The organism is Serratia grimesii (assembly GCF_900186025.1).
GTDB lineage: Bacteria > Pseudomonadota > Gammaproteobacteria > Enterobacterales > Enterobacteriaceae > Serratia > Serratia grimesii.
On the sequence record NZ_LT883155.1, the window covers coordinates 13437 to 39661 of the forward strand.

The 26225-nt window shown below is 52.1% G+C and carries 26 protein-coding genes; 24 read left to right on the forward strand and 2 right to left on the reverse strand.

From position 1 onward, the window contains the following. Nucleotides 1–2: 2 nt before the first annotated feature. The gene (gene asnA, locus SGBXF1_RS00060; RefSeq protein WP_130382856.1) at nucleotides 3–995 is read right to left on the reverse strand and encodes an aspartate--ammonia ligase; all 993 of its coding nucleotides are present in this window, start codon (nucleotides 993–995) and stop codon (nucleotides 3–5) included. Between the two features lie 155 nt (nucleotides 996–1150). Here asnA and asnC point away from each other — a divergent pair, with 155 nt between their 5' ends. The 23 genes from asnC (at nucleotide 1151) to SGBXF1_RS00175 (ending at nucleotide 23957) form a co-directional block, all read left to right on the forward strand. Beyond that, the gene (gene asnC / locus SGBXF1_RS00065; protein WP_004950461.1) at nucleotides 1151–1612 is read left to right on the forward strand and encodes a transcriptional regulator AsnC; all 462 of its coding nucleotides are present in this window, start codon (nucleotides 1151–1153) and stop codon (nucleotides 1610–1612) included. Nucleotides 1613–1709: 97 nt separating this feature from the next. After that, complete coding sequence (gene mioC, locus SGBXF1_RS00070; protein ID WP_012147574.1) at nucleotides 1710–2150, forward strand: FMN-binding protein MioC; 441 nt, start codon at nucleotides 1710–1712, stop codon at nucleotides 2148–2150. A gap of 381 nt (nucleotides 2151–2531) precedes the next feature. Beyond that, entirely contained in the window at nucleotides 2532–4421 is a 1890-nt protein-coding gene (gene mnmG, locus SGBXF1_RS00075; RefSeq protein WP_186427635.1) for a tRNA uridine-5-carboxymethylaminomethyl(34) synthesis enzyme MnmG, read from the forward strand. Nucleotides 4422–4557: 136 nt separating this feature from the next. Further along, nucleotides 4558–5178 (forward strand): 16S rRNA (guanine(527)-N(7))-methyltransferase RsmG, encoded by a 621-nt coding sequence (gene rsmG / locus SGBXF1_RS00080; protein WP_037421256.1) that lies wholly within the window; start codon nucleotides 4558–4560, stop codon nucleotides 5176–5178. 640 nt (nucleotides 5179–5818) lie between these two features. Then, on the forward strand, nucleotides 5819–6202 hold the full coding sequence (gene atpI, locus SGBXF1_RS00085) for a F0F1 ATP synthase subunit I (protein ID WP_037421253.1): 384 nt from the start codon (nucleotides 5819–5821) through the stop codon (nucleotides 6200–6202). A gap of 20 nt (nucleotides 6203–6222) precedes the next feature. Continuing rightward, nucleotides 6223–7044, forward strand: coding sequence for a F0F1 ATP synthase subunit A (atpB, locus tag SGBXF1_RS00090; protein ID WP_037421251.1), 822 nt, complete (start codon nucleotides 6223–6225; stop codon nucleotides 7042–7044). 49 nt (nucleotides 7045–7093) lie between these two features. Beyond that, a complete protein-coding gene (gene atpE, locus SGBXF1_RS00095) occupies nucleotides 7094–7333 on the forward strand; it encodes a F0F1 ATP synthase subunit C (protein WP_004093904.1) in 240 nt (79 codons plus the stop codon). 57 nt (nucleotides 7334–7390) lie between these two features. Further along, nucleotides 7391–7861, forward strand: coding sequence for a F0F1 ATP synthase subunit B (gene atpF, locus SGBXF1_RS00100; RefSeq protein WP_004950476.1), 471 nt, complete (start codon nucleotides 7391–7393; stop codon nucleotides 7859–7861). Nucleotides 7862–7875: 14 nt separating this feature from the next. Next, nucleotides 7876–8409 (forward strand): F0F1 ATP synthase subunit delta, encoded by a 534-nt coding sequence (gene atpH, locus SGBXF1_RS00105; protein WP_037421248.1) that lies wholly within the window; start codon nucleotides 7876–7878, stop codon nucleotides 8407–8409. A gap of 12 nt (nucleotides 8410–8421) precedes the next feature. Then, on the forward strand, nucleotides 8422–9963 hold the full coding sequence (gene atpA / locus SGBXF1_RS00110; RefSeq protein WP_012004483.1) for a F0F1 ATP synthase subunit alpha: 1542 nt from the start codon (nucleotides 8422–8424) through the stop codon (nucleotides 9961–9963). 58 nt (nucleotides 9964–10021) lie between these two features. Further along, nucleotides 10022–10885 carry a F0F1 ATP synthase subunit gamma gene (atpG, locus tag SGBXF1_RS00115; protein ID WP_012004484.1) on the forward strand — a complete coding sequence of 288 codons (864 nt, stop codon included), beginning with the start codon at nucleotides 10022–10024 and terminating at the stop codon, nucleotides 10883–10885. Between the two features lie 32 nt (nucleotides 10886–10917). Further along, complete coding sequence (gene atpD / locus SGBXF1_RS00120; protein WP_012004485.1) at nucleotides 10918–12300, forward strand: F0F1 ATP synthase subunit beta; 1383 nt, start codon at nucleotides 10918–10920, stop codon at nucleotides 12298–12300. 20 nt (nucleotides 12301–12320) lie between these two features. Continuing rightward, nucleotides 12321–12740 carry a F0F1 ATP synthase subunit epsilon gene (locus tag SGBXF1_RS00125; RefSeq protein WP_004950490.1) on the forward strand — a complete coding sequence of 140 codons (420 nt, stop codon included), beginning with the start codon at nucleotides 12321–12323 and terminating at the stop codon, nucleotides 12738–12740. 296 nt (nucleotides 12741–13036) lie between these two features. After that, a complete protein-coding gene (glmU, locus tag SGBXF1_RS00130; protein ID WP_186427636.1) occupies nucleotides 13037–14407 on the forward strand; it encodes a bifunctional UDP-N-acetylglucosamine diphosphorylase/glucosamine-1-phosphate N-acetyltransferase GlmU in 1371 nt (456 codons plus the stop codon). A 290-nt stretch (nucleotides 14408–14697) separates the two neighbouring features. Then, the gene (gene glmS, locus SGBXF1_RS00135; protein WP_037421242.1) at nucleotides 14698–16527 is read left to right on the forward strand and encodes a glutamine--fructose-6-phosphate transaminase (isomerizing); all 1830 of its coding nucleotides are present in this window, start codon (nucleotides 14698–14700) and stop codon (nucleotides 16525–16527) included. A gap of 336 nt (nucleotides 16528–16863) precedes the next feature. Then, the gene (pstS, locus tag SGBXF1_RS00140) at nucleotides 16864–17904 is read left to right on the forward strand and encodes a phosphate ABC transporter substrate-binding protein PstS (protein ID WP_037421239.1); all 1041 of its coding nucleotides are present in this window, start codon (nucleotides 16864–16866) and stop codon (nucleotides 17902–17904) included. A gap of 91 nt (nucleotides 17905–17995) precedes the next feature. Continuing rightward, nucleotides 17996–18952 (forward strand): phosphate ABC transporter permease PstC, encoded by a 957-nt coding sequence (gene pstC, locus SGBXF1_RS00145; protein ID WP_037421236.1) that lies wholly within the window; start codon nucleotides 17996–17998, stop codon nucleotides 18950–18952. A gap of 10 nt (nucleotides 18953–18962) precedes the next feature. Beyond that, complete coding sequence (gene pstA, locus SGBXF1_RS00150) at nucleotides 18963–19844, forward strand: phosphate ABC transporter permease PstA (protein ID WP_370452820.1); 882 nt, start codon at nucleotides 18963–18965, stop codon at nucleotides 19842–19844. 54 nt (nucleotides 19845–19898) lie between these two features. Continuing rightward, entirely contained in the window at nucleotides 19899–20669 is a 771-nt protein-coding gene (gene pstB / locus SGBXF1_RS00155; RefSeq protein ID WP_369804765.1) for a phosphate ABC transporter ATP-binding protein PstB, read from the forward strand. A gap of 11 nt (nucleotides 20670–20680) precedes the next feature. Then, nucleotides 20681–21415 (forward strand): phosphate signaling complex protein PhoU, encoded by a 735-nt coding sequence (gene phoU, locus SGBXF1_RS00160; protein ID WP_037421229.1) that lies wholly within the window; start codon nucleotides 20681–20683, stop codon nucleotides 21413–21415. Between the two features lie 168 nt (nucleotides 21416–21583). Continuing rightward, nucleotides 21584–22423: an ABC transporter substrate-binding protein gene (locus SGBXF1_RS00165; RefSeq protein ID WP_061808245.1), complete on the forward strand. Its 840-nt coding sequence runs from the start codon at nucleotides 21584–21586 to the stop codon at nucleotides 22421–22423. Between the two features lie 78 nt (nucleotides 22424–22501). Further along, on the forward strand, nucleotides 22502–23215 hold the full coding sequence (locus SGBXF1_RS00170) for an amino acid ABC transporter permease (RefSeq protein WP_037421224.1): 714 nt from the start codon (nucleotides 22502–22504) through the stop codon (nucleotides 23213–23215). Nucleotide 23216: 1 nt separating this feature from the next. After that, the gene (locus SGBXF1_RS00175) at nucleotides 23217–23957 is read left to right on the forward strand and encodes an amino acid ABC transporter permease (RefSeq protein ID WP_037421221.1); all 741 of its coding nucleotides are present in this window, start codon (nucleotides 23217–23219) and stop codon (nucleotides 23955–23957) included. Here SGBXF1_RS00175 and yieH read toward each other — a convergent pair. Further along, nucleotides 23954–24622 (reverse strand): 6-phosphogluconate phosphatase, encoded by a 669-nt coding sequence (gene yieH, locus SGBXF1_RS00180; protein WP_037421219.1) that lies wholly within the window; start codon nucleotides 24620–24622, stop codon nucleotides 23954–23956. The two genes, SGBXF1_RS00175 and yieH, sit on opposite strands and share 4 nt — an antisense overlap. A gap of 224 nt (nucleotides 24623–24846) precedes the next feature. Here yieH and SGBXF1_RS00185 point away from each other — a divergent pair, with 224 nt between their 5' ends. Next, nucleotides 24847–26184 carry an NCS2 family permease gene (locus tag SGBXF1_RS00185; protein ID WP_037421216.1) on the forward strand — a complete coding sequence of 446 codons (1338 nt, stop codon included), beginning with the start codon at nucleotides 24847–24849 and terminating at the stop codon, nucleotides 26182–26184. Nucleotides 26185–26225: the final 41 nt, after the last annotated feature.

The following is a 26225-nucleotide window of genomic DNA, read 5'->3' on the forward strand; positions in this document are numbered from 1 at the left end:
AGTTACAACAGCCCGTCGACCGACTCACGTACTTGCGGTGACCACACACCACACTGCACCTGACCGATATGAGACAGTTGCAGCAGCAACATCACCAGACGCGACTGACCGATACCACCACCGATGGTTTGTGGCATATCGCCACGCAACAGTGATTGGTGCCATTCCAGTGCTAAGCGATCTTCATCACCGGTCTGCGCCAACTGACGTTTCAGTGCACTGGCATCAACACGAATCCCCATGGATGAAAGTTCAAAAGCGTCCTGCAGAACCGGGTTCCATACCAGAATATCACCGTTCAAACCGGCCAGGCCATCTGCCGCTGGAGTCGTCCAGTCATCATAATCCGGTGCTCGCACATCGTGTGATTTGCCGTGCGACAGTTGGCCCCCGATACCGATCAAGAATACAGCACCCAGCTCCTTGGCAATCGCTCGCTCACGGCCCTTGGCATCCAATTCGGGGTAACGCTGCAGCAGGGTTTCACTGTGCACAAAATGGATTTGCTCTGGCAGGAACGGCGTTAAGCCATATTCGCGGCTGACTTCATCTTCCGTCGCTTTAATTGCCGCATAAATGCTGCGCACGGTGCTTTCGAGGTAATCCTGGCTACGTTCGCCATCGCCCATCACCCGCTCCCAGTCCCATTGATCAACGTAGACTGAATGGATCGCACTCAGACGATCTTCATCTGGGCGCAGCGCTTTCATATGGGTATACAGGCCCTCACCGGCACCGAAGTCGTAGCTACCTAGCGTTTTACGCTTCCACTTGGCCAGTGAATGCACCACTTCAAAGGTCGCATCCGGCAATGTTTTTACCTTTACCTGCACGGCTTTCTCGCTGCCAGACAGGTTATCCTGAGTACCATCACCCAAGCGGCTGAGGATCGGTGCTTGCACTTCGATCAAACCCAGCTGCTGTTCTAATTGGCGAGAGAAGAAGGATTTAACCAGGCTGATTTGTTGTTGTTTTTGGATAAACTGTTTTTTCATTGCCGCATCTCTTATAAATCTGTCTCTGTTGCCACTGATTAAGCAACAGAACAGCACGACAATTCAATATCCGCTAATCAATATTGCCTTTTCACTTTTAATCATTCATTTTGATACGGTAATAATTCAATAATCAGCAATTAGTGGGGGAATAAATGGCTGAAAATTATCAGATCGATAATCTCGATCGCGGCATCCTTAATGCCTTGATGGAGAACGCACGCACGCCCTATGCCGAACTGGCGAAGAATTTTGCCGTCAGCCCAGGCACTATTCATGTGCGGGTAGAAAAAATGAAACAAGCCGGCATCATCACCGGTGCACGGGTAGACGTAAATCCCAAACGATTGGGTTACGACGTCTGTTGTTTCATCGGCATTATATTAAAGAGTGCTAAAGACTATCCTTCCGCGCTGAAAAAACTCGAAAGCCTGGAGGAAGTGGTAGAGGCTTACTACACCACCGGCCATTACAGCGTGTTCATAAAGGTAATGTGCCGCTCGATAGATGCGTTGCAACAAGTACTTATCAACAAGATTCAGACGATTGATGAGATCCAGTCTACTGAAACCCTGATCTCGCTGCAGAACCCCATTATGCGTACCATCACTCCTTAGCCAATTATTTACTATACCCATATTATCCACAGGTAGATCCCAGCCGATTCACAGCGTACAATGCTGCCACTTTGAGAAGGTTGGGATCATTCATTTCATGGCAGACATTACTCTGATCAGTGGCAGTACCCTTGGTAGTGCTGAATACGTAGCCGAGCACCTGGCTGAAAAGCTGGAAGCGGCGGGTTTTACGACTGAGACTCTGCATGGCCCTGAATTAGATGAACTGACCCTGTCCGGGCGTTGGCTGGTGGTGTCTTCTACCCACGGCGCTGGTGATTTACCGGATAACCTGCAACCGCTGCTGGAACAAATAGAAGAACAGCTTCCTGACTTATCCCAGGTGCAGTTCGGTGCGGTCGGTTTGGGTAGCTCTGAATACGATACTTTCTGTGGTGCGATCCAACGGATCGACGATCTTCTGATCGCTCGTGGCGCGAAAAGGATCGGTGATCGGCTTGAGATCGACGTGACTGAACACGAAATTCCTGAGGATCCAGCAGAGGAATGGGTGAAAAATTGGATTAATTTACTCTAATTTGTTCAAAGATCACCCGAACGATTGTGGATAACTAAGCTTAAAAGCAGGGTAAAACCAGTAGTTATCCCAATAACAACCGTAGGTCGCTTTTTGTCCTGTGTATAACATGCCATTTAGATCCCAGCTTATAAGCAATAGGATCACCGATCATTCACAGCTAACGATCCTCCTTAATTCGCTGATCTCAATCACGAATAACCACTTATCCACAGAAGATCGCGATCCTAATAAGAGATCTAATAAAGAGATCTTTAAATAAAAAGATCTTCTTTTAATTACTCAAGGATCCTGACCACTTGGTCGATCGACTAAACTTGAGTAGAATCCTCCACCCCAGGGCAAACAACGATCGTTCGCAATACGACGAGGTGCAGTTCCATGTTTTATCCAGAGCAATTTGACGTCATCATCATCGGTGGTGGCCATGCCGGTACCGAAGCCGCTATGGCTGCGGCACGTATGGGACGTCAGACTTTATTACTGACTCACAATATCGATACGCTGGGGCAAATGTCTTGCAACCCGGCGATTGGCGGTATTGGTAAGGGGCATCTGGTTAAGGAAATTGATGCACTTGGCGGCCTAATGGCAACTGCGATCGATCATGCAGGTATCCAGTTTAGGATACTAAACGCCAGCAAAGGCCCTGCGGTACGAGCTACTCGTGCTCAGGCAGACCGTGTGCTCTATCGCCAAGCGGTACGCACTGCCCTGGAAAACCAACCAAACCTGATGATCTTCCAGCAGCCCGTTGAAGATCTGATTGTGGAGAACGATCGCGTTGTCGGTGCTGTAACCCAAATGGGGCTGAAATTCCGCGCCAAAGCGGTGGTACTGACCGTAGGGACCTTCCTGGACGGCAAGATCCACATTGGCCTGGAAAACTACAGCGGTGGTCGGGCCGGCGATCCTCCGTCGATCTCATTGTCACAACGTCTGCGCGAATTACCTTTGCGTGTTAATCGTCTAAAAACCGGCACACCTCCACGTATCGATGCCCGGACTATCGATTTCAGCGTATTGGCATCGCAACACGGTGACACCCCAATCCCCGTATTCTCGTTTATGGGCAATGCTGAACAGCACCCAGAACAAATGGCGTGCTACATCACCTATACCAACGAAAAAACGCATGATGTGATCCGCAATAACCTCGATCGCAGCCCGATGTATGCCGGGATCATCGAAGGGATCGGTCCACGTTACTGCCCGTCGATCGAAGACAAAGTGATGCGTTTTGCCGATCGTAACGCACACCAGATCTTCCTCGAACCGGAAGGCCTGACCAGCAATGAGATTTATCCAAACGGCATTTCCACCAGTTTGCCGTTTGACGTACAGATGCAGATCGTCCGCTCGATGGAAGGGATGCAAAATGCCCGAATCATTCGACCAGGCTATGCCATCGAGTATGATTTCTTCGATCCACGCGATCTGAAACCTACGCTGGAAAGCAAATTTATCCAGGGTCTGTTCTTCGCTGGCCAGATTAACGGTACCACCGGGTATGAAGAGGCTGCTGCACAAGGCTTGTTGGCAGGTCTGAATGCTGGTCGTTATGCCAACGAAGATGAAGGTTGGTCACCACGCCGCGATCAAGCTTACCTTGGCGTTTTGGTGGACGATCTCAGCACGCTGGGTACCAAAGAGCCGTACCGCATGTTCACTTCACGTGCCGAATATCGCCTGATGTTACGTGAAGACAATGCTGATCTTCGTCTGACCGAAAAAGGCCGCGAGCTGGGCTTGGTTGACGATACCCGTTGGGCACGCTTTAGCGAAAAACTCGAGCGTATCGAACAAGAACGGCAACGCCTGCGCGATATTTGGATGCATCCGCATGCTGAGAACGTCGATCAGGTCAACGCACTGCTAAAGGCACCGTTATCACGTGAAGCCAATGGTGAAGAGCTGCTACGTCGTCCAGAAATGGATTACACACAACTGACCTCTGTCGCGGCATTCGCACCACCGCTGGCTGATGTCCAAGCGGCTGAGCAAGTTGAGATCCAGGTAAAATACGAAGGTTACATTGCTCGTCAGCAGGAAGAGATCGAAAAACAACAGCGCAATGAAAACACGGTGCTGCCGTTGGATCTCGATTATCAGCAAGTTTCCGGTCTGTCGAATGAAGTGATTGCCAAACTGAATGACCATAAGCCGAACTCGATCGGCCAGGCTTCACGTATCTCTGGCATTACCCCTGCGGCGATCTCAATTCTACTGATTTGGCTGAAAAAGCAGGGACTGCTGCGCCGCAGCGCATAAATCCTGCTTTTAGGCGCTCGTTTGTTTACTTGATAAACAAACGAGCGCTGACATCATCCCAACCCTGAATTATCATAGTCGCCTTCTTGGCCAGCCCTAATCGGCTTGCCGTTCCGCGTCTGTCAGAGGACACGTTGTGCAGAAAAAATTAGACTCGCTGCTGTCAGCAGCAGGCATTGCGCTTCCCGATCAGCAAAAACAGCAGTTGCTGGGTTATGTTGGTATGTTGGACAAGTGGAACAAAGCTTACAACCTCACTTCAGTACGCGATCCGCAGCAAATGCTGGTACGTCATATTCTCGACAGCATTGTGGTAAATCCACATCTCCAAGGTTCTCGTTTCATCGACGTTGGCACCGGACCTGGCTTACCAGGCATTCCGCTGGCGATCGTTCGTCCTGATGCTCACTTCACCTTACTCGATAGTTTGGGCAAGCGCGTGCGCTTCTTGCGTCAGGTGCAACATGAGCTTGGCCTGACCAATATTGAGCCGGTGCAAAGTCGTGTCGAAGACTTCCCCGCTGAGCCGCCGTTTGACGGTGTTATCAGCCGTGCCTTTGCTTCTCTGCAAGATATGCTGTCCTGGTGTCACCATCTGCCGGCAAAAGGGCAGGGGCGTTTCTATGCGCTGAAAGGGGTGCGTCCGGACGAAGAACTGGCACAGTTGCCAGAAGGCATTCAACTGGAATCAGTGGTGCGTCTGCAGGTACCGGAACTTGAAGGTGAACGCCATTTGGTCATCCTTAAGGCAAACTGAGTTTGTTTTTGATCAAATAAGCGTGAATTAAAAGATAGTGGCAATAGGTAAGATAAGCAGGCTAATTAAATGGTGGTTTTTTTAGTTAATTTACTTTTTATTAACACAAAAATAGCTGGCAATTAGCGACAATGAGGTAATTGCAGATCGTAATAGTTACGTTAGCAACGATAAGTGAAGGATCCTGCTTTGCTGCTAATGTTAATTGTCTGTTGTAATATTATCCCCGAAGCTGTCAATAAAAGGTTTTTATCAGGTATACGGGTTGTTTTTGAACAGTTAACTTGTAATATTTTGATTTATAATATCTTTTTGATCGCCCAATTTGCTAAAGACGCTTTTACTTTTGATGGGATATAAATCAGAAATAGGTATTATTGTGAGCAGTACCACGTTTCTTACTGTAACACTGGAATAATCAGACAATTAAATGAGCCCTATTATTCCGACTGTTTTCTTGTGAAAATAGCCTCAAATGGGGAAATTTAAATAATTGTTCACCTTTTCGCTACTTATCGATTGAATTCGTTGGTATGCCCCGTATAATTTGCTCGTTTTTTGCAGCTTGACTCAGAGCAGCAAAGACAGTTTTATACGTCACTCAGCATACCCACTCTGGGGTACGGAGAGAACAAACGTCATGTCTGTGTCCCTTTACAGCGGAAAAGTTGCTCGCAAATTGCTGTTTCTGCAGTTAATGACTTTTGTTCTGATCAGCGCTGCTTTCGGCCTAAAAAGCCTGGAATGGAGCGGTTCGGCACTGGCAGGCGGTCTCGCTGCCTGGTTGCCGAGTACCATGTTTATGCTGTTTGCCTTGCGCCATCAGGCGCAGACGCCGGCACCCGGTCGGGTTGCCTGGTCGTTCGCCATCGGCGAGGGATTGAAGGTCTTGATCACCATAGTTTTGTTGATCGTGGCGCTTGGGGTGTTTAAAGCGGCGTTTATACCGCTTGGCCTGACCTATTTAGCGGTGTTAGTGGTGCAGATAGTGGCACCGGCCGTGATTAACAGTTACCGAACTTAACTAAAAGGGTAAGAGGCATCATGTCTGCATCTGGAGAAAATGGGACTGCAAAGGACTATATCAGCCACCATCTGAATAACCTTCAGTTGGATCTGCGTACTTTTCAGTTAGTTGAACCACACTCTGGTAACCCGACATTCTGGACGTTGAACATTGACTCATTGTTCTTCTCTGTGGTGTTGGGCGCGCTGTTCTTGTTTATCTTCAAGAAAGTAGCAAATACAGCCACCAGCGGTGTACCGGGGAAACTTCAAACTGCCGTCGAACTCATCATGGGCTTCGTCGACAGTAGCGTTCGTGATATGTATCACGGCAAGAGCAAGGTTATTGCTCCGCTGGCGCTGACCGTGTTTGTCTGGGTATTCCTGATGAACATGATGGATCTGCTGCCAATCGATCTGCTGCCGTTTATTGGCGAACATGTGTTTGGTTTGCCGGCATTGCGTGTTGTTCCTACCGCAGACGTAAGTATTACGCTGTCGATGGCGTTGGGCGTATTTATCCTGATTCTGTTCTATAGCATCAAAATGAAAGGCATTGGTGGGTTCGTTAAAGAGTTAACCATGCAGCCGTTCAACCATCCGTTATTCATTCCAATCAACCTGATTCTTGAAGGTGTCAGCCTGCTGTCCAAGCCTGTTTCACTGGGCCTGCGACTGTTCGGCAACATGTATGCGGGTGAGTTGATCTTCATCCTGATTGCCGGTTTGTTGCCGTGGTGGTCACAGTGGCTACTGAATGTGCCTTGGGCCATTTTCCACATACTGATCATTACGCTTCAAGCCTTTATTTTCATGGTTCTGACGATTGTCTATCTTTCGATGGCATCTGAAGAGCACTGATTTTCTTAAAACACTTGCACTTTTAAACTGAAACAAACTGGAGACTGTCATGGAAAACCTGAGTATGGATCTGCTGTACATGGCTGCCGCTGTGATGATGGGTTTAGCGGCAATCGGTGCTGCGATCGGTATCGGCATCCTGGGTGGTAAATTCTTGGAAGGCGCTGCACGTCAGCCTGACCTGATTCCTCTGCTGCGTACACAGTTCTTTATCGTTATGGGTCTGGTTGACGCCATCCCGATGATCGCTGTTGGTCTGGGTCTGTACGTGATGTTTGCTGTCGCGTAAGTAGAGAATTTCTCTACACTGAAACCACACTATTAACTTTTAAAGAGGCATTGTGCTGTGAATCTTAACGCAACAATCCTCGGCCAGGCCATCGCGTTCGTTCTGTTTGTCTGGTTCTGTATGAAGTACGTATGGCCGCCGATTATGGCAGCCATCGAGAAGCGTCAGGGAGAAATTGCTGACGGTCTCGCTTCTGCAGAACGTGCCAAAAAAGATTTGGACTTAGCGCAAGCCAATGCGACCGACCAGCTGAAAACTGCTAAAGCAGAAGCTCAGGTGATCATCGAGCAAGCAAACAAACGCAAAGCTCAGATCATGGATGAAGCGAAAGCCGAAGCCGAGCAGGAACGTAACAAAATCGTGGCGCAGGCTCAGGCTGAGATCGAAGCCGAACGTAAGCGCGCTCGTGAAGAGTTGCGTAAGCAAGTCGCGATGCTGGCAATTGCCGGCGCCGAGAAGATCATCGAACGTTCCGTGGATGAAGCTGCTAACAGCGACATCGTTGATAAACTGGTCGCTGAACTGTAAGGAGGGAGGGGCTGATGTCTGAATTTGTAACTGTAGCTCGCCCCTACGCCAAAGCAGCTTTTGACTTTGCCGTTGAGCATCAAAGCGTAGAGCGCTGGCAGGATATGCTGGCGTTTGCTGCTGATGTCACTCGCAATGAACAGATTTCTGAACTGCTGTCTGGCGCTATCGCGCCAGAGACGCTGTCCAAGACGTTCATCGCGGTTTGTGGCGATCAACTCGACGAACATGGCCAGAACTTTATCCGTGTAATGGCCGAAAATGGACGTTTACTGGTTCTTCCTGCCGTGCTGCAGCAGTTCACCGAACTGCGCGCCTTGCTGGAATCCACCGTCGAAGTCGACGTGCTCTCTGCGAGCGCACTGAGCGACAAACAGCAGGCAAATATTGCCGCTGCGATGGAAAAACGTCTGTCACGCAAAGTTAAGCTGAATTGCAAAATTGACAAGTCTGTACTGGCCGGCGTAATTATCCGTGCTGGCGATATGGTGATTGATGGCAGCGTTCGCGGTCGTCTTGAACGCCTGACAGACGTCTTGCAGTCTTAAGGGGACTGGAGCATGCAACTGAATTCCACCGAAATCAGCGAACTGATCAAGCAGCGCATTGCTCAGTTCAATGTGGTGAGCGAAGCTCACAATGAAGGTACTATTGTTTCCGTCAGTGACGGGATCATCCGCGTACACGGTCTGGCCGAAGTTATGCAGGGCGAAATGATCGCACTGCCAGGCAACCGTTACGCAATCGCATTGAACCTGGAGCGCGACTCCGTAGGTGCCGTGGTTATGGGTCCGTACGCGGATCTGGCCGAAGGCATGAAGGTAAAATGTACTGGCCGTATTCTGGAAGTTCCGGTTGGCCGTGGCCTGCTGGGCCGTGTAGTTAACACCCTGGGTGCACCTATCGATGGTAAAGGCCCGGTTGATAACGACGGTTTCTCCCCGGTTGAAGCTATTGCCCCTGGTGTTATCGAGCGTCAGTCTGTAGATCAGCCGGTTCAAACTGGCTACAAATCTGTTGACGCCATGATCCCAATCGGCCGTGGCCAGCGTGAGCTGGTGATCGGTGACCGTCAGACAGGTAAAACTGCGCTGGCGATCGATGCGATCATCAACCAACGCGATTCAGGCATCAAATGTGTTTACGTGGCTATCGGCCAGAAAGCGTCCACCATCGCTAACGTGGTGCGCAAGCTGGAAGAACACGGTGCACTGGCAAACACCATCGTTGTGGTTGCAACCGCGTCTGAATCCGCTGCATTGCAATACCTGGCTCCGTATGCTGGTTGTGCGATGGGTGAATACTTCCGTGACCGCGGTGAAGATGCGCTGATTGTTTATGATGACCTGTCCAAACAGGCCGTTGCTTACCGTCAGATCTCCCTGCTGCTTCGTCGTCCACCAGGTCGTGAAGCTTACCCAGGCGACGTATTCTATCTCCACTCCCGTTTGCTGGAGCGTGCTGCGCGTGTTAACGCCGAATACGTTGAAGCCTTCACCAAAGGTGAAGTCAAAGGCCAAACCGGTTCACTGACTGCTCTGCCAATCATTGAAACCCAGGCGGGTGACGTTTCCGCGTTCGTTCCGACCAACGTAATCTCGATTACCGATGGTCAGATCTTCCTGGAATCCAACCTGTTTAACTCTGGTATTCGTCCGGCAGTTAACCCGGGTATCTCCGTATCCCGTGTGGGCGGTGCAGCGCAAACCAAGATCATGAAAAAACTGTCCGGTGGTATTCGTACCGCGCTGGCACAGTATCGTGAACTGGCTGCGTTCTCTCAGTTCGCTTCCGATCTGGATGATGCGACCCGCAAACAGCTGAGCCACGGTCAGAAAGTGACCGAGCTGCTGAAACAGAAACAGTATGCGCCGATGTCCGTCGCACAACAGTCTCTGGTGCTGTTTGCCGCAGAACGTGGCTTCCTGAACGACGTTGAAGTCGCGAAAGTCGTGAGCTTCGAAGCCGCGCTGGTTGCTTACGCAGATCGCGAGCATGCCGAGTTGCTGAACCACATCAACCAAACTGGCAATTTCAACGATGAGATCGAGGGCAAGCTGAAAGGCATCCTCGAGACCTTCAAGAAAACCCAGTCCTGGTAACGCTCAGCGGCCTGCAGTTGAAAGACAGCAGGCCGTCTGGCAATGAGGAGAAGCAGACATGGCCGGCGCAAAAGAGATACGTAGTAAGATCGCGAGCGTGCAAAACACGCAAAAGATCACTAAAGCGATGGAAATGGTCGCCGCCTCCAAAATGCGTAAATCGCAGGAACGCATGGCGGCCAGCCGTCCTTATGCAGAGACCATGCGCAAAGTGATTGGTCACCTTGCGTTGGGTAATCTGGAATATAAGCACCCGTACCTGGATGAGCGTGATGTTAAGCGCGTCGGGTATCTGGTGGTGTCTACTGACCGTGGTCTCTGTGGTGGCTTGAACATTAACCTGTTCAAGCGGCTGCTGGCAGAGATGAAAGGCTGGTCCGAAAAAGGTGTCGAAACAGATTTGGCACTGATTGGCTCTAAAGCCGCTTCTTTCTTTGGTTCCGTGGGTGGCAACGTGGTTGCCCAGGTCACCGGCATGGGGGATAACCCTTCCCTGTCGGAGCTGATCGGACCGGTGAAAGTGATGCTGCAAGCCTACGACGAAGGTCGTTTGGACAAGCTGTACATTGTCAGTAACAAATTTATCAATACGATGTCCCAAGAACCACAGATCGTTCAGCTGCTGCCGTTGCCGCCTGCCGAAGACGGTGAGCTGAAGAAAAAATCTTGGGATTACCTGTATGAACCCGATCCAAAAGTGCTGCTTGATACCTTGCTGCGTCGCTATGTGGAATCTCAGGTTTATCAGGGCGTCGTGGAAAACCTGGCCAGCGAGCAGGCCGCACGAATGGTAGCGATGAAAGCCGCAACCGATAACGGCGGTAGCCTGATCAAAGAGCTGCAGTTGGTATACAACAAGGCTCGTCAGGCCAGCATCACTCAGGAACTCACCGAGATCGTTTCGGGAGCCTCCGCGGTTTAAGCTAGGTTTACGAATTACGTAGAGGATTCAAGATGGCTACTGGAAAGATTATCCAGGTAATCGGCGCCGTAGTGGACGTCGAGTTCCCTCAGGATGCCGTACCAAAAGTGTACAACGCTCTTGAGGTAGAAAACGGTGCCAATAAGCTGGTGCTGGAAGTTCAGCAACAGTTGGGCGGTGGCGTGGTTCGCTGTATCGCAATGGGGACCTCTGATGGTCTGCGTCGCGGTCTGAAAGTCACAGACCTGGACCACCCAATTGAAGTACCGGTAGGTAAAGCTACTCTGGGCCGTATCATGAACGTATTGGGTGAACCAATCGACATGAAGGGCGATATCGGCGAAGAAGAACGTTGGGCGATTCACCGTCCGGCGCCAAGCTACGAAGATTTGGCCAACTCCCAGGATCTGCTGGAAACCGGTATCAAGGTAATGGACCTGATCTGCCCGTTCGCCAAGGGTGGTAAAGTCGGTCTGTTCGGTGGTGCGGGTGTTGGTAAAACCGTAAACATGATGGAGCTGATCCGTAACATCGCGATCGAGCACTCCGGTTATTCTGTGTTTGCGGGCGTGGGTGAGCGTACTCGTGAGGGTAACGACTTCTACCACGAAATGAATGACTCCAACGTACTGGACAAAGTATCCCTGGTTTACGGCCAGATGAACGAGCCACCGGGTAACCGTCTGCGCGTTGCTCTGACCGGTCTGACCATGGCTGAGAAATTCCGTGACGAAGGCCGTGACGTTCTGCTGTTCGTTGATAACATCTACCGTTATACCCTGGCCGGTACCGAAGTGTCCGCACTTCTGGGCCGTATGCCATCGGCGGTAGGTTATCAGCCAACGCTGGCGGAAGAGATGGGTGTTCTGCAAGAACGTATCACCTCTACCAAGACTGGTTCTATCACCTCCGTACAGGCCGTTTACGTCCCTGCGGATGACTTGACTGACCCGTCACCAGCCACCACCTTTGCTCACTTGGATGCAACTGTGGTACTGAGCCGTAATATCGCTTCTCTGGGTATCTACCCGGCCGTTGACCCGCTGGATTCCACCAGCCGTCAGTTGGATCCGCTGGTAGTTGGCCAGGAGCACTACGATGTAGCGCGTGGCGTGCAGTCTATTCTGCAACGCTATCAGGAACTGAAAGATATTATCGCAATCCTGGGTATGGACGAGCTGTCTGAAGAAGACAAACTGGTCGTATCCCGTGCGCGTAAAATCCAACGCTTCCTGTCTCAGCCGTTCTTCGTGGCAGAAGTCTTCACCGGTTCTCCGGGCAAGTTCGTATCGCTGAAAGACACCATCCGTGGTTTCAAAGGCATTATGGACGGCGACTATGACCACCTGCCTGAACAAGCGTTCTACATGGTTGGCACCATTGAAGAAGCAGTGGAAAAAGCCAAGAAACTGTAACGTCTTGAGAGGAGGGTGATATGGCTATGACTTACCATCTGGATGTAGTCAGCGCGGAAAAACATATGTTTTCCGGCCTGGTGCAAAAGATCCAGGTGACAGGTAGCGAAGGCGAACTGGGGATTTTCCCTGGTCATGCGCCGCTGCTGACTGCCATCAAGCCTGGCATGGTGCGTATTGTTAAACAACACGGTGAAGAAGAGTTCATCTACCTGTCCGGCGGTATCCTTGAGGTACAACCGAGCGTGGTCACCGTGCTGGCTGACACTGCTATCCGTGGAACGGACCTCGACGAAGCGAGAGCGCTGGAAGCTAAGCGTAAAGCTGAAGAACATATCAGTAGCTCTCATGGCGATGTCGACTATGCTCAGGCATCTGCAGAACTGGCGAAAGCGATCGCAAAACTGCGCGTTATCGAGCTCACCAGAAGATCGATGTAATATTTTGGCGCGTGCATAACGCAGCCAAAATTAAGAAAGCGGCCTATTGGGTCGCTTTTTTTTTGTTTTAAAATAAGCGTATCAGCCTGGCAGGCATTGTGAGGTATAACCTTTAATAGTGGCTGGAAATGTCGCCGATCGCCGACAGTTATCCCCACAGTCGGGTTACTGAGGCGTTAACTTCGGCGCGCTTAGTGCCCCAAGGCCTGAGCTGGGTTCGTGCAGAGAAATATGTAGTAATATCGTCACTAAAGGGTTCTACTTTCGTCTATTAAAATGGAGTTATCAGGTTGCTTATGTCGAACAGCGCAATGAGTGTGGTGATCCTCGCCGCGGGCAAGGGAACACGCATGTATTCCGATCTTCCCAAGGTGTTACATCCGTTGGCCGGCAAGCCGATGGTGCAGCACGTCATTGATGCCGCGATGAAACTGGGCGCGAAAAACGTCCATCTGGTGTACGGCCATGGCGGCGACTTGCTGAAAAACACCCTGACCGACGGTGCACTTAACTGGGTGCTGCAGGCCGAGCAATTGGGTACCGGCCATGCCATGCAGCAAGCAGCCCCGCATTTTGCCGATGATGAAGACGTGCTGATGCTGTACGGCGACGTCCCGCTGATTTCTGTCGATACTTTGCAGCGTCTGATGGCCGCGAAGCCACAGGGCGGCATTGGCCTGCTGACAGTGAAGCTGGCTGATCCAAGCGGTTACGGTCGTATCGTGCGTGAGAATGACCAGGTGGTGGGGATTGTTGAGCATAAAGATGCCAACGAAGCCCAGCGACAAATCAATGAAATCAACACCGGTATCCTGGTGGCCAACGGCCGCGATCTCAAGCGTTGGCTGGGGATGCTGAATAACGACAACGCACAGGGTGAATTCTACATCACCGATATCATTGCGCTGGCCCATGCCGACGGCAAGAAAATTGAAGCCGTGCATCCGTCACGTCTGAGTGAAGTGGAAGGCGTGAATAACCGTCTGCAACTGTCTCGGCTTGAGCGCATCTATCAGGCAGAACAGTCTGAAAAATTGCTGTTGGCCGGCGTAATGCTGCTGGATCCGGCGCGTTTTGACCTGCGCGGGGAACTTGTGCACGGTCGCGACATCTCTATTGATGCCAACGTCATTATTGAAGGCACGGTCAAGCTCGGGGATCGGGTGAAAATCGGTGCCGGCTGCGTGTTGAAAAACTGCGTGATCGGCGATGACTGCGAAATCAGCCCGTATAGCGTGTTGGAAGATGCCGTGCTGGCAGCGCAATGCACCGTGGGTCCTTTTGCTCGTTTGCGTCCTGGGGCTGAGCTGGCGGTGGGTGCCCATGTTGGCAACTTCGTCGAAATGAAAAAGGCGCGTTTGGGCAAAGGTTCGAAAGCGGGCCATCTCAGTTATCTGGGCGATGCCGAGATTGGCGATGATGTGAATATTGGTGCTGGTACCATCACCTGTAACTATGATGGCGCCAATAAGCATAAAACCATTATCGGCGACGGCGTGTTTGTCGGTTCCGACACTCAACTGGTGGCGCCAGTGTCTGTTGGCAAAGGTTCCACCATCGCCGCAGGCACTACGGTGACACGTGATATCGGCGAGGACGAACTGGTACTGAGCCGCGTCAAACAGGTACATATCCAGGGCTGGCAACGTCCGGTGAAAAAGATATAGCCCTTCGTCTTTCGAGCTGCAGCGTTGTTGGCTTCACGACAGAACCCCAGTCACTTACTTGAGTAAGCTCCTGGGGATTCTGACATTTACCGCCTAGCTGCAACCCGAAATCTATTGGGCGGAAGCAGGCAGTAAAAGAATATGTTTTGTATTGCGCTCCAATGTAGAGCCCAATACAAAACATAATAATCCCCATTCTCTACAGGCTCGGGGACGCACGGTAAAAACCGGCAAAATCAGGTCAAGACATCGAAAGCGCCCAGAAAGGCGTTTAATTAGGAATACAACTGATGTGTGGAATTGTAGGCGCAGTAGCGCAACGTGATATTGCAGAGATTCTGTTGGAAGGGTTACGCCGCCTTGAATACCGTGGCTACGACTCAGCCGGTTTGGCGGTGGTGGATGCGGAAGGCAACGTCAACCGTTTACGCCGCGTAGGCAAAGTGAATAAACTGGCCGAAGCCGCGGAACAACATGAATTGCATGGGGGCACCGGTATTGCTCACACCCGCTGGGCAACGCACGGTGAACCTACCGAAGCTAACGCGCACCCGCATGTTTCTGATTACATTACGGTGGTGCATAACGGCATCATCGAAAACCACGAACCGCTGCGTGAACTGCTGATTGAACGTGGTTATCACTTCAGTTCTGAAACTGACACCGAGGTGATTGCTCACCTGGTGCATTGGGAGCAGCGTCAGGGTGGCACTTTGCTGGAAGTGGTTCAGCGAGTGATCCCTCAGCTGCGTGGCGCATACGGCACCGTGGTGATGGACAGCCGTGATCCCAGCGTGCTGGTGGCAGCGCGCTCCGGCAGCCCGTTGGTTATCGGCCGTGGCGTGGGTGAGAACTTCCTGGCTTCCGATCAACTGGCACTGTTGCCGGTAACCCGTCGCTTTATCTTCCTGGAAGAAGGTGATGTGGTGGAAATGACCCGTCGCACCGTGAGCATTTTCGATAAGCAGGGTAACGCCGTTGAGCGTCCTGAGATCGAATCCCAGGTGCAGTACGATGCTGGTGATAAAGGCGCTTACCGTCACTACATGCAAAAAGAGATCTACGAACAGCCACTGGCGCTGAAGAACACCCTTGAAGGGCGTTTCAGCCATGGCCAAATCAACCTAAGCGAGCTGGGCCCGCGTGCCGACGAACTGCTAGCGAAGGTTCAGCACGTGCAAATTATCGCCTGTGGTACGTCTTACCATTCCGGCATGGTTGCACGTTATTGGTTCGAATCCCTGGCCGGCGTCCCTTGCGATGTCGAAATTGCATCCGAATTCCGTTACCGCAAGTCTGCCGTACGTCCAGGCAGCCTGATCATCACGCTATCGCAGTCCGGTGAAACCGCAGATACACTGGCGGCACTGCGCTTGTCGAAGGAGCTGGGTTACCTCGGGTCGTTGGCAGTGTGTAACGTGGCCGGTTCTTCACTGGTGCGTGAGTCCGATCTGGCACTGATGACCAAAGCCGGTACTGAAATCGGTGTTGCCTCTACCAAAGCCTTCACCACCCAGCTTGCGGTGTTGTTGATGCTGGTGGCACGTTTGGGCCGTCTGAAAGGCATGGCAGAAAGCGTTGAGCATGACATCGTACATGGCTTGCAGGCGTTGCCGGCACGTATCGAACAGATGCTGTCGATGGATAAGAACATTGAAGCGTTGGCGGAAGGTTTCTCCGACAAGCATCATGCCCTGTTCCTTGGCCGTGGCGATCAGTACCCGATCGCGATGGAAGGCGCACTGAAGCTGAAAGAAATCTCCTATATACACGCAGAGGCCTATGCCGCCGGTGAGCTGAAACACGGGCCGCTGGCATTGATCGACGCTGATATGCCAGTGATCGTGGTCGCGCCAAATAACGAACTGCTGGAAAAGCTGAAGTCCAACATTGAGGAAGTGCGCGCACGCGGCGGCCAGCTGTACGTGTTCGCCGATCAGGATGCCGGTTTCGTCAGTAGCGAAGGCATGACCATCATCCCGTTGCCGCACGTCGAAGAAATCGTGGCACCGATCTTCTACACCGTGCCGTTGCAGCTGCTGTCTTACCACGTGGCGCTGATCAAAGGCACCGACGTTGACCAGCCGCGTAACCTGGCAAAGTCTGTCACAGTAGAGTAACTCGCTGCTGTTAACCTCTAAAAGCCGGTCACTGCGCCGGCTTTTTTCATGGTTGGATAAAATATGACAATGGTGCGACAGCAGGGATAAAAGTTGTCATATTCAAGCGGATAGATGAGATAGGACGTGTTTTTTTATTGATTAATTATTGTGTGTTTTTGTCTTTAACTGACTGATTTATATTTAATTACCGTGTTGTCTCTTGTGTTGTAATATAACTGTCATATTTCGTACATTTTACTGTCACCAAACTGTCCTATTTTCCCTCCTGCAGCAATACTTACTCTGATGAAAACGATTTGAAGTCGATTTTTGAATATCCCATTAGGAGGGATTATGAAACTGATGCGTACCACCGTCGCCAGTATTGTGGCAGCGACTTTCTCCCTGACCGCCGTGTCCGCGTTCGCTGCTGCTAGCCTGACCGGTGCAGGTGCGACATTCCCCGCTCCGGTTTATGCCAAGTGGGCAGATTCTTATCAGAAAGAAACTGGCAACAAAGTTAACTATCAAGGCATCGGCTCTTCTGGCGGCGTGAAGCAAATCGTTGCCAACACCGTTGACTTTGGTGCTTCTGATGCGCCGTTGACTGACGAAAAACTGGCTGCTGATGGTCTGTTCCAGTTCCCTACCGTGATCGGTGGCGTTGTACTGGCGGTTAACATCCCGGGTATCAAATCCGGTGAACTGACCCTGGACGGCAAAACCCTGGGTGATATCTACCTGGGTAACGTGAAGAAATGGAACGACCCGGCGATCACCAAACTGAACCCAGGCGTTAAGCTGCCGGATCAGAACATTGCCGTTGTCCGTCGTGCTGACGGTTCAGGCACCTCGTTCGTGTTCACCAGCTACCTGTCTAAAGCGAATGCACAGTGGAAAGAGAAAATCGGCGCAGGCTCTACCGTTAACTGGCCAACGGGTCTGGGCGGCAAGGGTAACGACGGCATCGCAGCCTTCGTACAACGTCTGCCAGGCTCTATCGGCTACGTAGAATACGCTTACGCTAAGCAGAACAACCTGGCTTACACCAAGCTGATTTCTGCTGATGGCAAAGCCGTTAGCCCGACAGAAGAGAGCTTCAGTGCTGCCGCTAAAGGTGTGGATTGGAGCAAAACCTTCGCTCAGGATCTGACTAACCAGAAAGGCGATAACGCTTGGCCAATCACCTCCACCACCTTCATCCTGGTGCACAAAGAGCAGAAAAACCCGGCTCAGGGCACTGAAGTCCTGAAGTTCTTTGACTGGGCGTACAAAACTGGTGCCAAGCAGGCTAATGACCTGGATTACGCCACTCTGCCGAAAGAAGTTATCGAGCAGGTGCGTGCAGCATGGAAAACCAACGTAAAAGACAGTTCAGGTAAAGCGCTGTACTAACAACGCAGGGGCGCGTGTTTAAGCGCGCCCCACTCAGTTTTCAGGGTCTAACCCATGTTGGGCCTGCCAGGGTTAAAACAGAGAGTGATCTATGGCTGAGTACAAGCCGACCATTAAAGCACCGAGTAAAAATGGTGACGTTATCTTCAGCGCGCTGGTAAAACTGGCAGCGCTGATTACCCTATTGTTGCTGGGCGGCATTATTGTTTCACTGATCTTTGCCTCCTGGCCGAGCATGCAGAAATTCGGCTTCTCCTTCCTGTGGACCAAAGAGTGGGATGCACCTGCTGAGCAATTCGGTGCACTGGTGCCCATCTACGGTACTGTCGTCACCTCGCTGATTGCTCTGATTATCGCCGTGCCTGTCAGCTTTGGTATTGCGTTGTTCCTGACCGAGCTGGCACCTAACTGGTTGAGACGCCCGCTGGGTATCGCCATTGAATTGCTGGCGGCAATCCCGAGTATTGTGTACGGCATGTGGGGCCTGTTTGTGTTTGCCCCGCTGTTTGCCAAATATTTCCAGACCCCGGTCGGCGACGTGCTGTCGGGTATTCCTATTGTCGGTGAGCTGTTCTCTGGCCCGGCATTTGGTATCGGTATTCTGGCTGCTGGGGTGATCCTGGCGATTATGATTATTCCTTACATCGCCGCGGTTATGCGCGACGTGTTCGAACAAACCCCAGTGATGATGAAAGAATCGGCCTACGGCATCGGCTGCACAACCTGGGAAGTGATCTGGCGTATCGTGCTGCCATTTACCAAGAATGGTGTGATTGGTGGCGTGATGCTCGGGTTGGGCCGTGCGCTGGGTGAAACCATGGCGGTGACCTTTATCATCGGTAATACCTACCAGCTCGACAGTGCTTCACTGTATATGCCGGGTAACAGTATCACCTCGGCACTGGCCAACGAATTCGCTGAAGCAGAATCAGGGGTGCACACCGCAGCGCTGATGGAGCTGGGGCTGATCCTGTTTGTTATCACCTTTATCGTCCTGGCGCTGTCGAAGTTGATGGTGATGCGTCTGGCCAAGAATGAGGGACGCTAACGTGGCGACTATGGAAATGCAAAACGACCAGGCGCTGTTAGAAAGCCGCCGCAAAATGCAGGCATGGCGCCGTCAGAAGAACCGGCTGGCGCTGTTCATGTCGATGGCGACCATGGTCTTTGGCCTGTTCTGGCTGGTGTGGATCCTGTTCTCTACCGTCACCAAAGGCATTGATGGCATGTCGCTGGCGTTGTTCACCGAAATGACGCCGCCACCGAACACTGCGGGCGGTGGTCTGGCTAACGCCATCGCCGGTAGCGGTCTGCTGATCCTGTGGGCTACCGTGTTTGGTACGCCGTTGGGCATTATGGCTGGCATTTACCTGGCGGAATACGGCCGTAAATCCTGGCTGGCAGAAGTTATCCGGTTTATTAACGACATTCTGTTATCAGCACCGTCGATCGTTGTGGGCCTGTTCGTGTACACCATCGTGGTGGCGAAGATGCAGCACTTCTCCGGCTGGGCTGGGATTATCGCGCTGGCGTTGTTGCAGGTGCCGATCGTGATTCGAACCACCGAGAATATGCTGAAGTTGGTACCGGATACGCTGCGTGAGGCCGCTTACGCGCTGGGTACACCGAAATGGCGCATGATTTCTGCCATCACGTTGAAAGCGTCGGTATCTGGCATCATCACCGGCGTGTTGCTGGCGATAGCGCGTATTGCCGGGGAAACAGCACCATTGCTGTTTACCTCGCTGTCGAATCAGTTCTGGAGCACAGACCTGATGCAGCCGATCGCCAACTTACCGGTGACTATTTTCAAATTCGCCATGAGCCCGTTTGCCGAATGGCAAGAACTGGCCTGGGCAGGGGTACTGTTGATTACCCTGTGTGTACTGCTACTGAATATCTTGGCCCGTGTGGTTTTCGCCAAGCAAAAGCATTCATAAAATTTTGAGCGCTGCCATGGCGGCGCTGATGAAAAGAGAGAAGTCTTGATGAGTATGGTTACTGACGCTTCCAGCAGCAAAATTCAGGTACGCGATCTGAACTTCTACTATGGCAAATTCCATGCGCTGAAAAACATCACGCTGGATATCGCCAAGAACAAGGTCACCGCGTTTATCGGTCCGTCCGGCTGCGGCAAATCTACCCTGCTGCGCACCTTCAACAAGATGTATCAGTTGTACCCCGAGCAGCGTGCTGAAGGCGGCATTCTGCTGGATGGGCAAAATATTCTGACGGATAACTCGGATATCGCCTTGCTGCGTGCCAAGGTTGGCATGGTGTTCCAGAAACCGACGCCGTTCCCGATGTCGATTTACGACAATATCGCCTTTGGTGTGCGTCTGTTTGAAAAACTGTCTCGCGCCGATATGGATGAGCGTGTGCAGTGGGCCTTGACCAAGGCAGCGTTATGGAACGAGACCAAGGACAAACTGCACCAGAGCGGTTATAGCCTGTCAGGCGGCCAACAACAGCGCCTGTGTATCGCCCGCGGCATCGCTATTCGTCCGGACGTTTTATTGCTGGATGAGCCCTGCTCGGCACTGGATCCGATTTCCACCGGTAAAATCGAAGAGCTGATCAGCGAACTGAAGTCTGACTACACCGTGGTGATCGTAACCCACAATATGCAGCAGGCCGCGCGTTGTTCTGACTCCACGGCATTTATGTATCTGGGCGAACTGATCGAGTTCAGTGATACTGACACCCTGTTCACCGCGCCACAGAAAAAACAGACCGAAGACTACATCACTGGCCGTTATGGTTGATAGGATGCATCATGGATAACCTGAATTTAAATAAACATATTTCCGGCCAGTTTAACGCAGAACTTGAGCACATCCGCACCCAGGTATTGACCATGGGTGGGCTGGTGGAACAACAACTGACCGATGCCATTACCGCGATGCACAATCAGGACGGTGAGCTGGCCAAACGCGTGATCGAAGGTGATGCCAAGGTCAATATGATGGAAGTGGCGATCGACGAAGCCTGCGTAAGGATTATTGCCAAACGCCAGCCGACCGCCAGCGACCTGCGTTTGGTAATGGCGATCATCAAAACCATTTCTGAACTGGAGCGTATCGGTGATGTGGCAGACAAAATCTGCCGCACAGCACTGGAGAAATTCTCGCACCAGCACCAGCCGCTGTTGGTCAGCCTGGAGTCGCTGGGCCGCCACACCGTGCAGATGTTGCATGATGTGCTGGATGCCTTTGCTCGTATGGATCTGGATGAAGCGATCCGAATTTACCGCGAAGACAGAAAAGTCGATCAGGAATACGAAGGCATTGTGCGTCAGTTAATGACCTACATGATGGAAGACACACGCACTATTCCAAGCGTGTTGACTGCCTTGTTCTGCGCACGTTCTATCGAGCGTATCGGTGATCGTTGCCAGAATATTTGCGAATTCATCTTCTACTTCGTGAAAGGTCAGGACTTCCGCCATATTGGTGGTGATGCTCTGGAAAAACTGTTGTCCTCCGACGGTAAAGAAGAGAAAAAAGAGTAATTCTTCCCACGAGTTACCCCTTAAAGGCGCAGGAAACTGCGCCTTTATGCTGTTTAAAGCCCTTAAATACAAAATGGTTATAAATATAGCTTTTTATATTATTTCCTGACCTAAGTGGGTCTTGCTAGCTTAGCAACCAGCAGGACATCAACCCCTTAGGAGCTTCCCATGAAACATCGCGTTTTGGCCTTAACTTTGTTAGCCAGCCTGACTAGCCTCGCTACCGGTGCCGCACATGCGGACAAACTCGACGACATCAAGAAAGCCGGTGTAGTGCGTATCGCGGTGTTCGACAGTAATCCACCATTCGGTTATATCGATCCGCAAACTAAAAAGCTGGTGGGTTATGACGTTGATGTGGCTGATGCGATCGGTAAAGCGCTGGGTGTAAAGGTGGAACTGCGAGCAACCAATCCAGCTAACCGCATTCCTTTATTGGTCTCGAAAAAAGTCGATTTGATTGCTGCCAACTTTACCATTACTGATGAGCGTGCGAAGGAAGTGAACTTCAGCGTGCCCTATTTCGCGACAGGCCAAAAATTTATTGCCCATAAAGGCGTGTTGAAAACCCCGGAAGATATCAAAAAACTGCGCATCGGCGCAGACAAGGGGACAGTGCAGGAAATCACTCTGCGTGAGCATTATCCGACGGCCAAAGTGATCTCTTACGATGACACTCCGCTGGCGTTCGTAGCACTGCGTAACGGCAACGTGCAGGCGATCACCCAAGATGACGCCAAGCTGGTCGGCTTGCTCGGTAACCTGCCGGCAGCGCAGAAAGCGGACTTCGAAATCTCGCCGTTCAGCATCACCAAAGAATATCAAGGGGTGGGGATCCCTAAAGGTGAAGATCGCCTGACTGCCACTGTCAACGACACGCTGATCGCGCTGGAAAAAGACGGTGAGGCGGTGAAGATTTACGATCGCTGGTTCGGCCCGGAAACCAAATCGGCCCAGCCGCGCGGTGATTTTAAAATCGCGCCTTTGGATCAACAGCCAAAGGCCTGATTCTGGCGAGGCTGAGATCTGTTTGTAGGGGCGCAGCGTGCTGCGCCCCTGACGCATTTTGTAAGACAAGGATTGACCATGAATCTGGACTGGCTGCTGGCGCCGCAATACCTAAGCTGGCTGTGGCAGGGGTTTCTGTTGACGCTATGGCTTTCCGCCTGTGCGAGCCTGGCCGCCACGTTGTTGGGCTTTTTACTGACTACGATGCGTGACAGCCACCTACGTCCGTTGCGATGGCTGGCGATGGGCTACAGTTCGTTATTTCGCAATACACCGCTGCTGGTACAGCTCTTTTTCTGGTATTTCGCCGCCGGGCAGATCCTGCCTTCAGCCACCATGCAATGGCTTAACACTTCACATCAAATTGGTCCGCTTGAGTGGCCGTCGTTTGAGTTTCTTGCCGGTTTCTTTGGCCTGACATTGTATTCCAGCGCCTTCATAGCCGAAGAGATCCGCTCCGGTATTCGTGGTGTTGCCAGTGGGCAAAAATATGCGGCCAATGCGCTGGGATTAACTGGCTGGCAGGCCATGCGCCATGTGGTGCTGCCGCAGGCACTGAAAATCGCCATGCCTCCGCTGCTGGGCCAGTATATGAACGTGATAAAGAACTCCTCATTGACGATGGCGATCGGCGTGGCTGAACTGTCTTATGCTTCGCGCCAGGTGGAAACCGAGACACTGCGTACCTTCCAGGCATTTGGTGTGGCAACGGTGCTGTATATCGCCATCATTGCGTTGCTGGAAGGCTGGGGAATGTGGCGACAGCAACGCAAGCCGCTGAGGGGGCATTAAAATGGATTTCAGCATTATTCATGACAACCTGAGCTATTTGCTGTGGGGAACCTGGCCTGACGGGCCGTTGGGTGGTGCGGCGCTGACGCTGGCGATCAGCCTGATGGCTGGTGTGGCCTCGGCCATTCTCGGTACGTTGCTGGGCGTGGCACTGGCAATGTCGCGCGGTGTGGCGGCTGGCTTGCTGGCGGCGGTGTTGGGTTTCTTTCGCGCCATTCCTGTGATCATGCTGATTTTCTGGACCTATTTTTTATTGCCGATGGTGTTTGGCGTCGATATCCCGGAAATCACCACCGTGGTATGCGCACTTGCGTTGATCGCCTCCGCGTATTTGGCCCATGCGGTGAAGGCCGGCATCGTCGCTATCGGTGCAGGGCAGTGGCAAGCCGGTTTGTCGTTAGGGCTGACCCGTTGGCAAACGCTGCGTATGATCGTACTCCCGCAGGCACTGCGCATGATGGTGCCGTCGTTTATCAACCAATGGATTTCGTTGATCAAAGACACCTCCCTGGCTTATATCGTCGGTGTCGGCGAACTGACTTTCCTGGCGACCCAGGTTAATAACCGCAGTATGGTGTACCCGATGGAGGTGTTCTTGTTTGTCGCATTGGTGTACTTCGTGTTTTGTCTGGCGTTGGATCTGCTGGCCAATGCGGTCAACCGCCGCTTGAGCCCGCAGACCCGAGCGCTGAAACGCTCATGGCGCTGGTGGCGTAATAAACCGCCGCTACCGGCCAGTTAATCAGCAGTTAGCTGCCAACCTCGTTCACGCCACAGCGCGGGCAGCTGCGTCAGATCGTCGAATGCGGTAACCAATGGGTGATTGATCGGCTTATTGTGCGGATCGGCGCAGAAGTAAAATACCGGGATCCCGGCGGCGATCCCGGCCTGGGCGCCAGCGGCGGAGTCGTCCACCAGGATGCAACGTTCTACGGGCACCTGCATTTTTTCTGCCGCGTGGAATACGATTGCCGGGTCTGGTTTCCAGCGCTGGATGTCATAGCCACTGAACAACCGGTCATCAAAATAGTGCAGCATGTCGGTCAGACCGAGCGAGTGCTGCATTTTGCTGACCGGGCCGTTAGACACGGTACATATTGGTACTGTCACCTGTGCCAGTAGCTCGCGCGCACCGGCAATCTGTTGCAGTTCGCTGTCAAACAGACGGGCGACTTCCTGGCGGTATAAAGGCTCTAGTTCTTCCTTCGCCAAGGCGACACCGTGCTCCGCATTAACCTGTTCGATGATTTCGTACAGTTTCACCCCTTTGTATTTTTTGAACACTTCATCCAGTGAAAGATGAATGCCGTAGTGAGCAAACATGTGCACATAGGCTTTGCTGCACAGCACTTCGCTATCCACCAGCGTGCCGTCACAATCAAACAAAATACAGTCAACCTGGTTCATCAGCGTCAGTGTCCTTCAGTTAAGCGGCGATACTGCCACTTTAACCGCATCGGCCAAGATTGCGATCTCTGAATCTCGATTTGCCTATCAATTTCAGTAAATACAATCTGTTGAGGCATATAGCCGTAAAGACGGCGAAAAAAACCTGTGAGCGGCGTCAAAACCCCTACATTTTGTTATAGGATAGCCGGCGACTGTCCATTCCCTTCTTCGGAATTCTGATAATGAGCAAACCAGTATCTGGCCTTGACGTTGAGCAAGGCTTGCTTGGGCGTGTGTTTAAACTCAAGCAACATGGAACCACGGCGCGTACGGAAACGATTGCCGGTATTACTACCTTTTTGACCATGGTGTATATCGTGTTCGTTAACCCCCAAATTCTGGGCGCGGCGGGCATGGATACGCAGGCAGTGTTTGTAACGACCTGCCTGATTGCCGCTTTCGGCAGTATTTTGATGGGCTTGTTAGCAAACCTGCCGGTTGCGCTGGCACCAGCGATGGGCCTCAATGCGTTCTTCGCCTTTGTGGTTGTGGGCGCAATGGGCATTTCATGGCAGGTTGGCATGGGCGCCATTTTCTGGGGCGCGGTCGGTTTATTGTTGCTGACCATTTTCCGTATCCGCTATTGGATGATTGCCAACATTCCCATGAGCCTGCGGGTGGGGATTACCAGTGGTATCGGTCTGTTTATCGGCATGATGGGGCTAAAAAATGCCGGTATCGTGGTGGCTAACCCGGACACGTTAGTGACCATCGGCAGTCTGACCTCGCATAACGTACTGCTGGGTGCGCTGGGTTTCTTTATCATCGCTGTGCTGTCCTCGCGTAACTTCCACGCGGCGGTATTGGTTTCTATCGTGGTGACTACCCTGATCGGTTGGGCATTGGGCGACGTGAAATACGGCGGCCTGTTCTCTATGCCACCGAACATTACTTCTGTCGTGGGTCAGGTTGACCTGGCGGGCGCGCTGAACATTGGTCTGGCTGGGGTGATTTTCTCCTTCATGCTGGTGAACCTGTTCGACTCCTCCGGTACGTTGATCGGTGTGACTGATAAGGCCGGGCTGACTGATGACAAAGGCAAGTTCCCGCGGATGAAGCAGGCTCTGTATGTCGACAGTATCAGCTCGGTAGCCGGCTCGTTTGTCGGCACGTCTTCCGTTACTGCCTACATTGAGAGTTCTGCCGGGGTTTCTGTCGGTGGCCGTACCGGCCTGACTGCCGTGGTTACTGGCATTCTGTTCCTGTTGGTGATTTTCCTGTCGCCGTTGGCGGGTATGGTACCGGCTTATGCTGCCGCTGGTGCGTTGATTTACGTTGGCGTGTTGATGACATCCAGCCTGGCACGAGTGAAGTGGGATGACCTGACCGAAGCCGTACCGGCGTTTGTGACGGCGGTGATGATGCCGTTCAGTTTTTCTATCACCGAAGGTATCGCGCTCGGCTTTATTTCGTACTGTGTGATGAAGTTGGGTACCGGTCGCTGGCGTGAAATCAGCCCATGCGTGGTGGTTGTCGCGCTGCTGTTTGTGCTGAAGATTGTCTTTGTCGACGGTCACTGATACGCAAGAAAGGGGCCGACAAATGTCGGCCCTCAGACTAC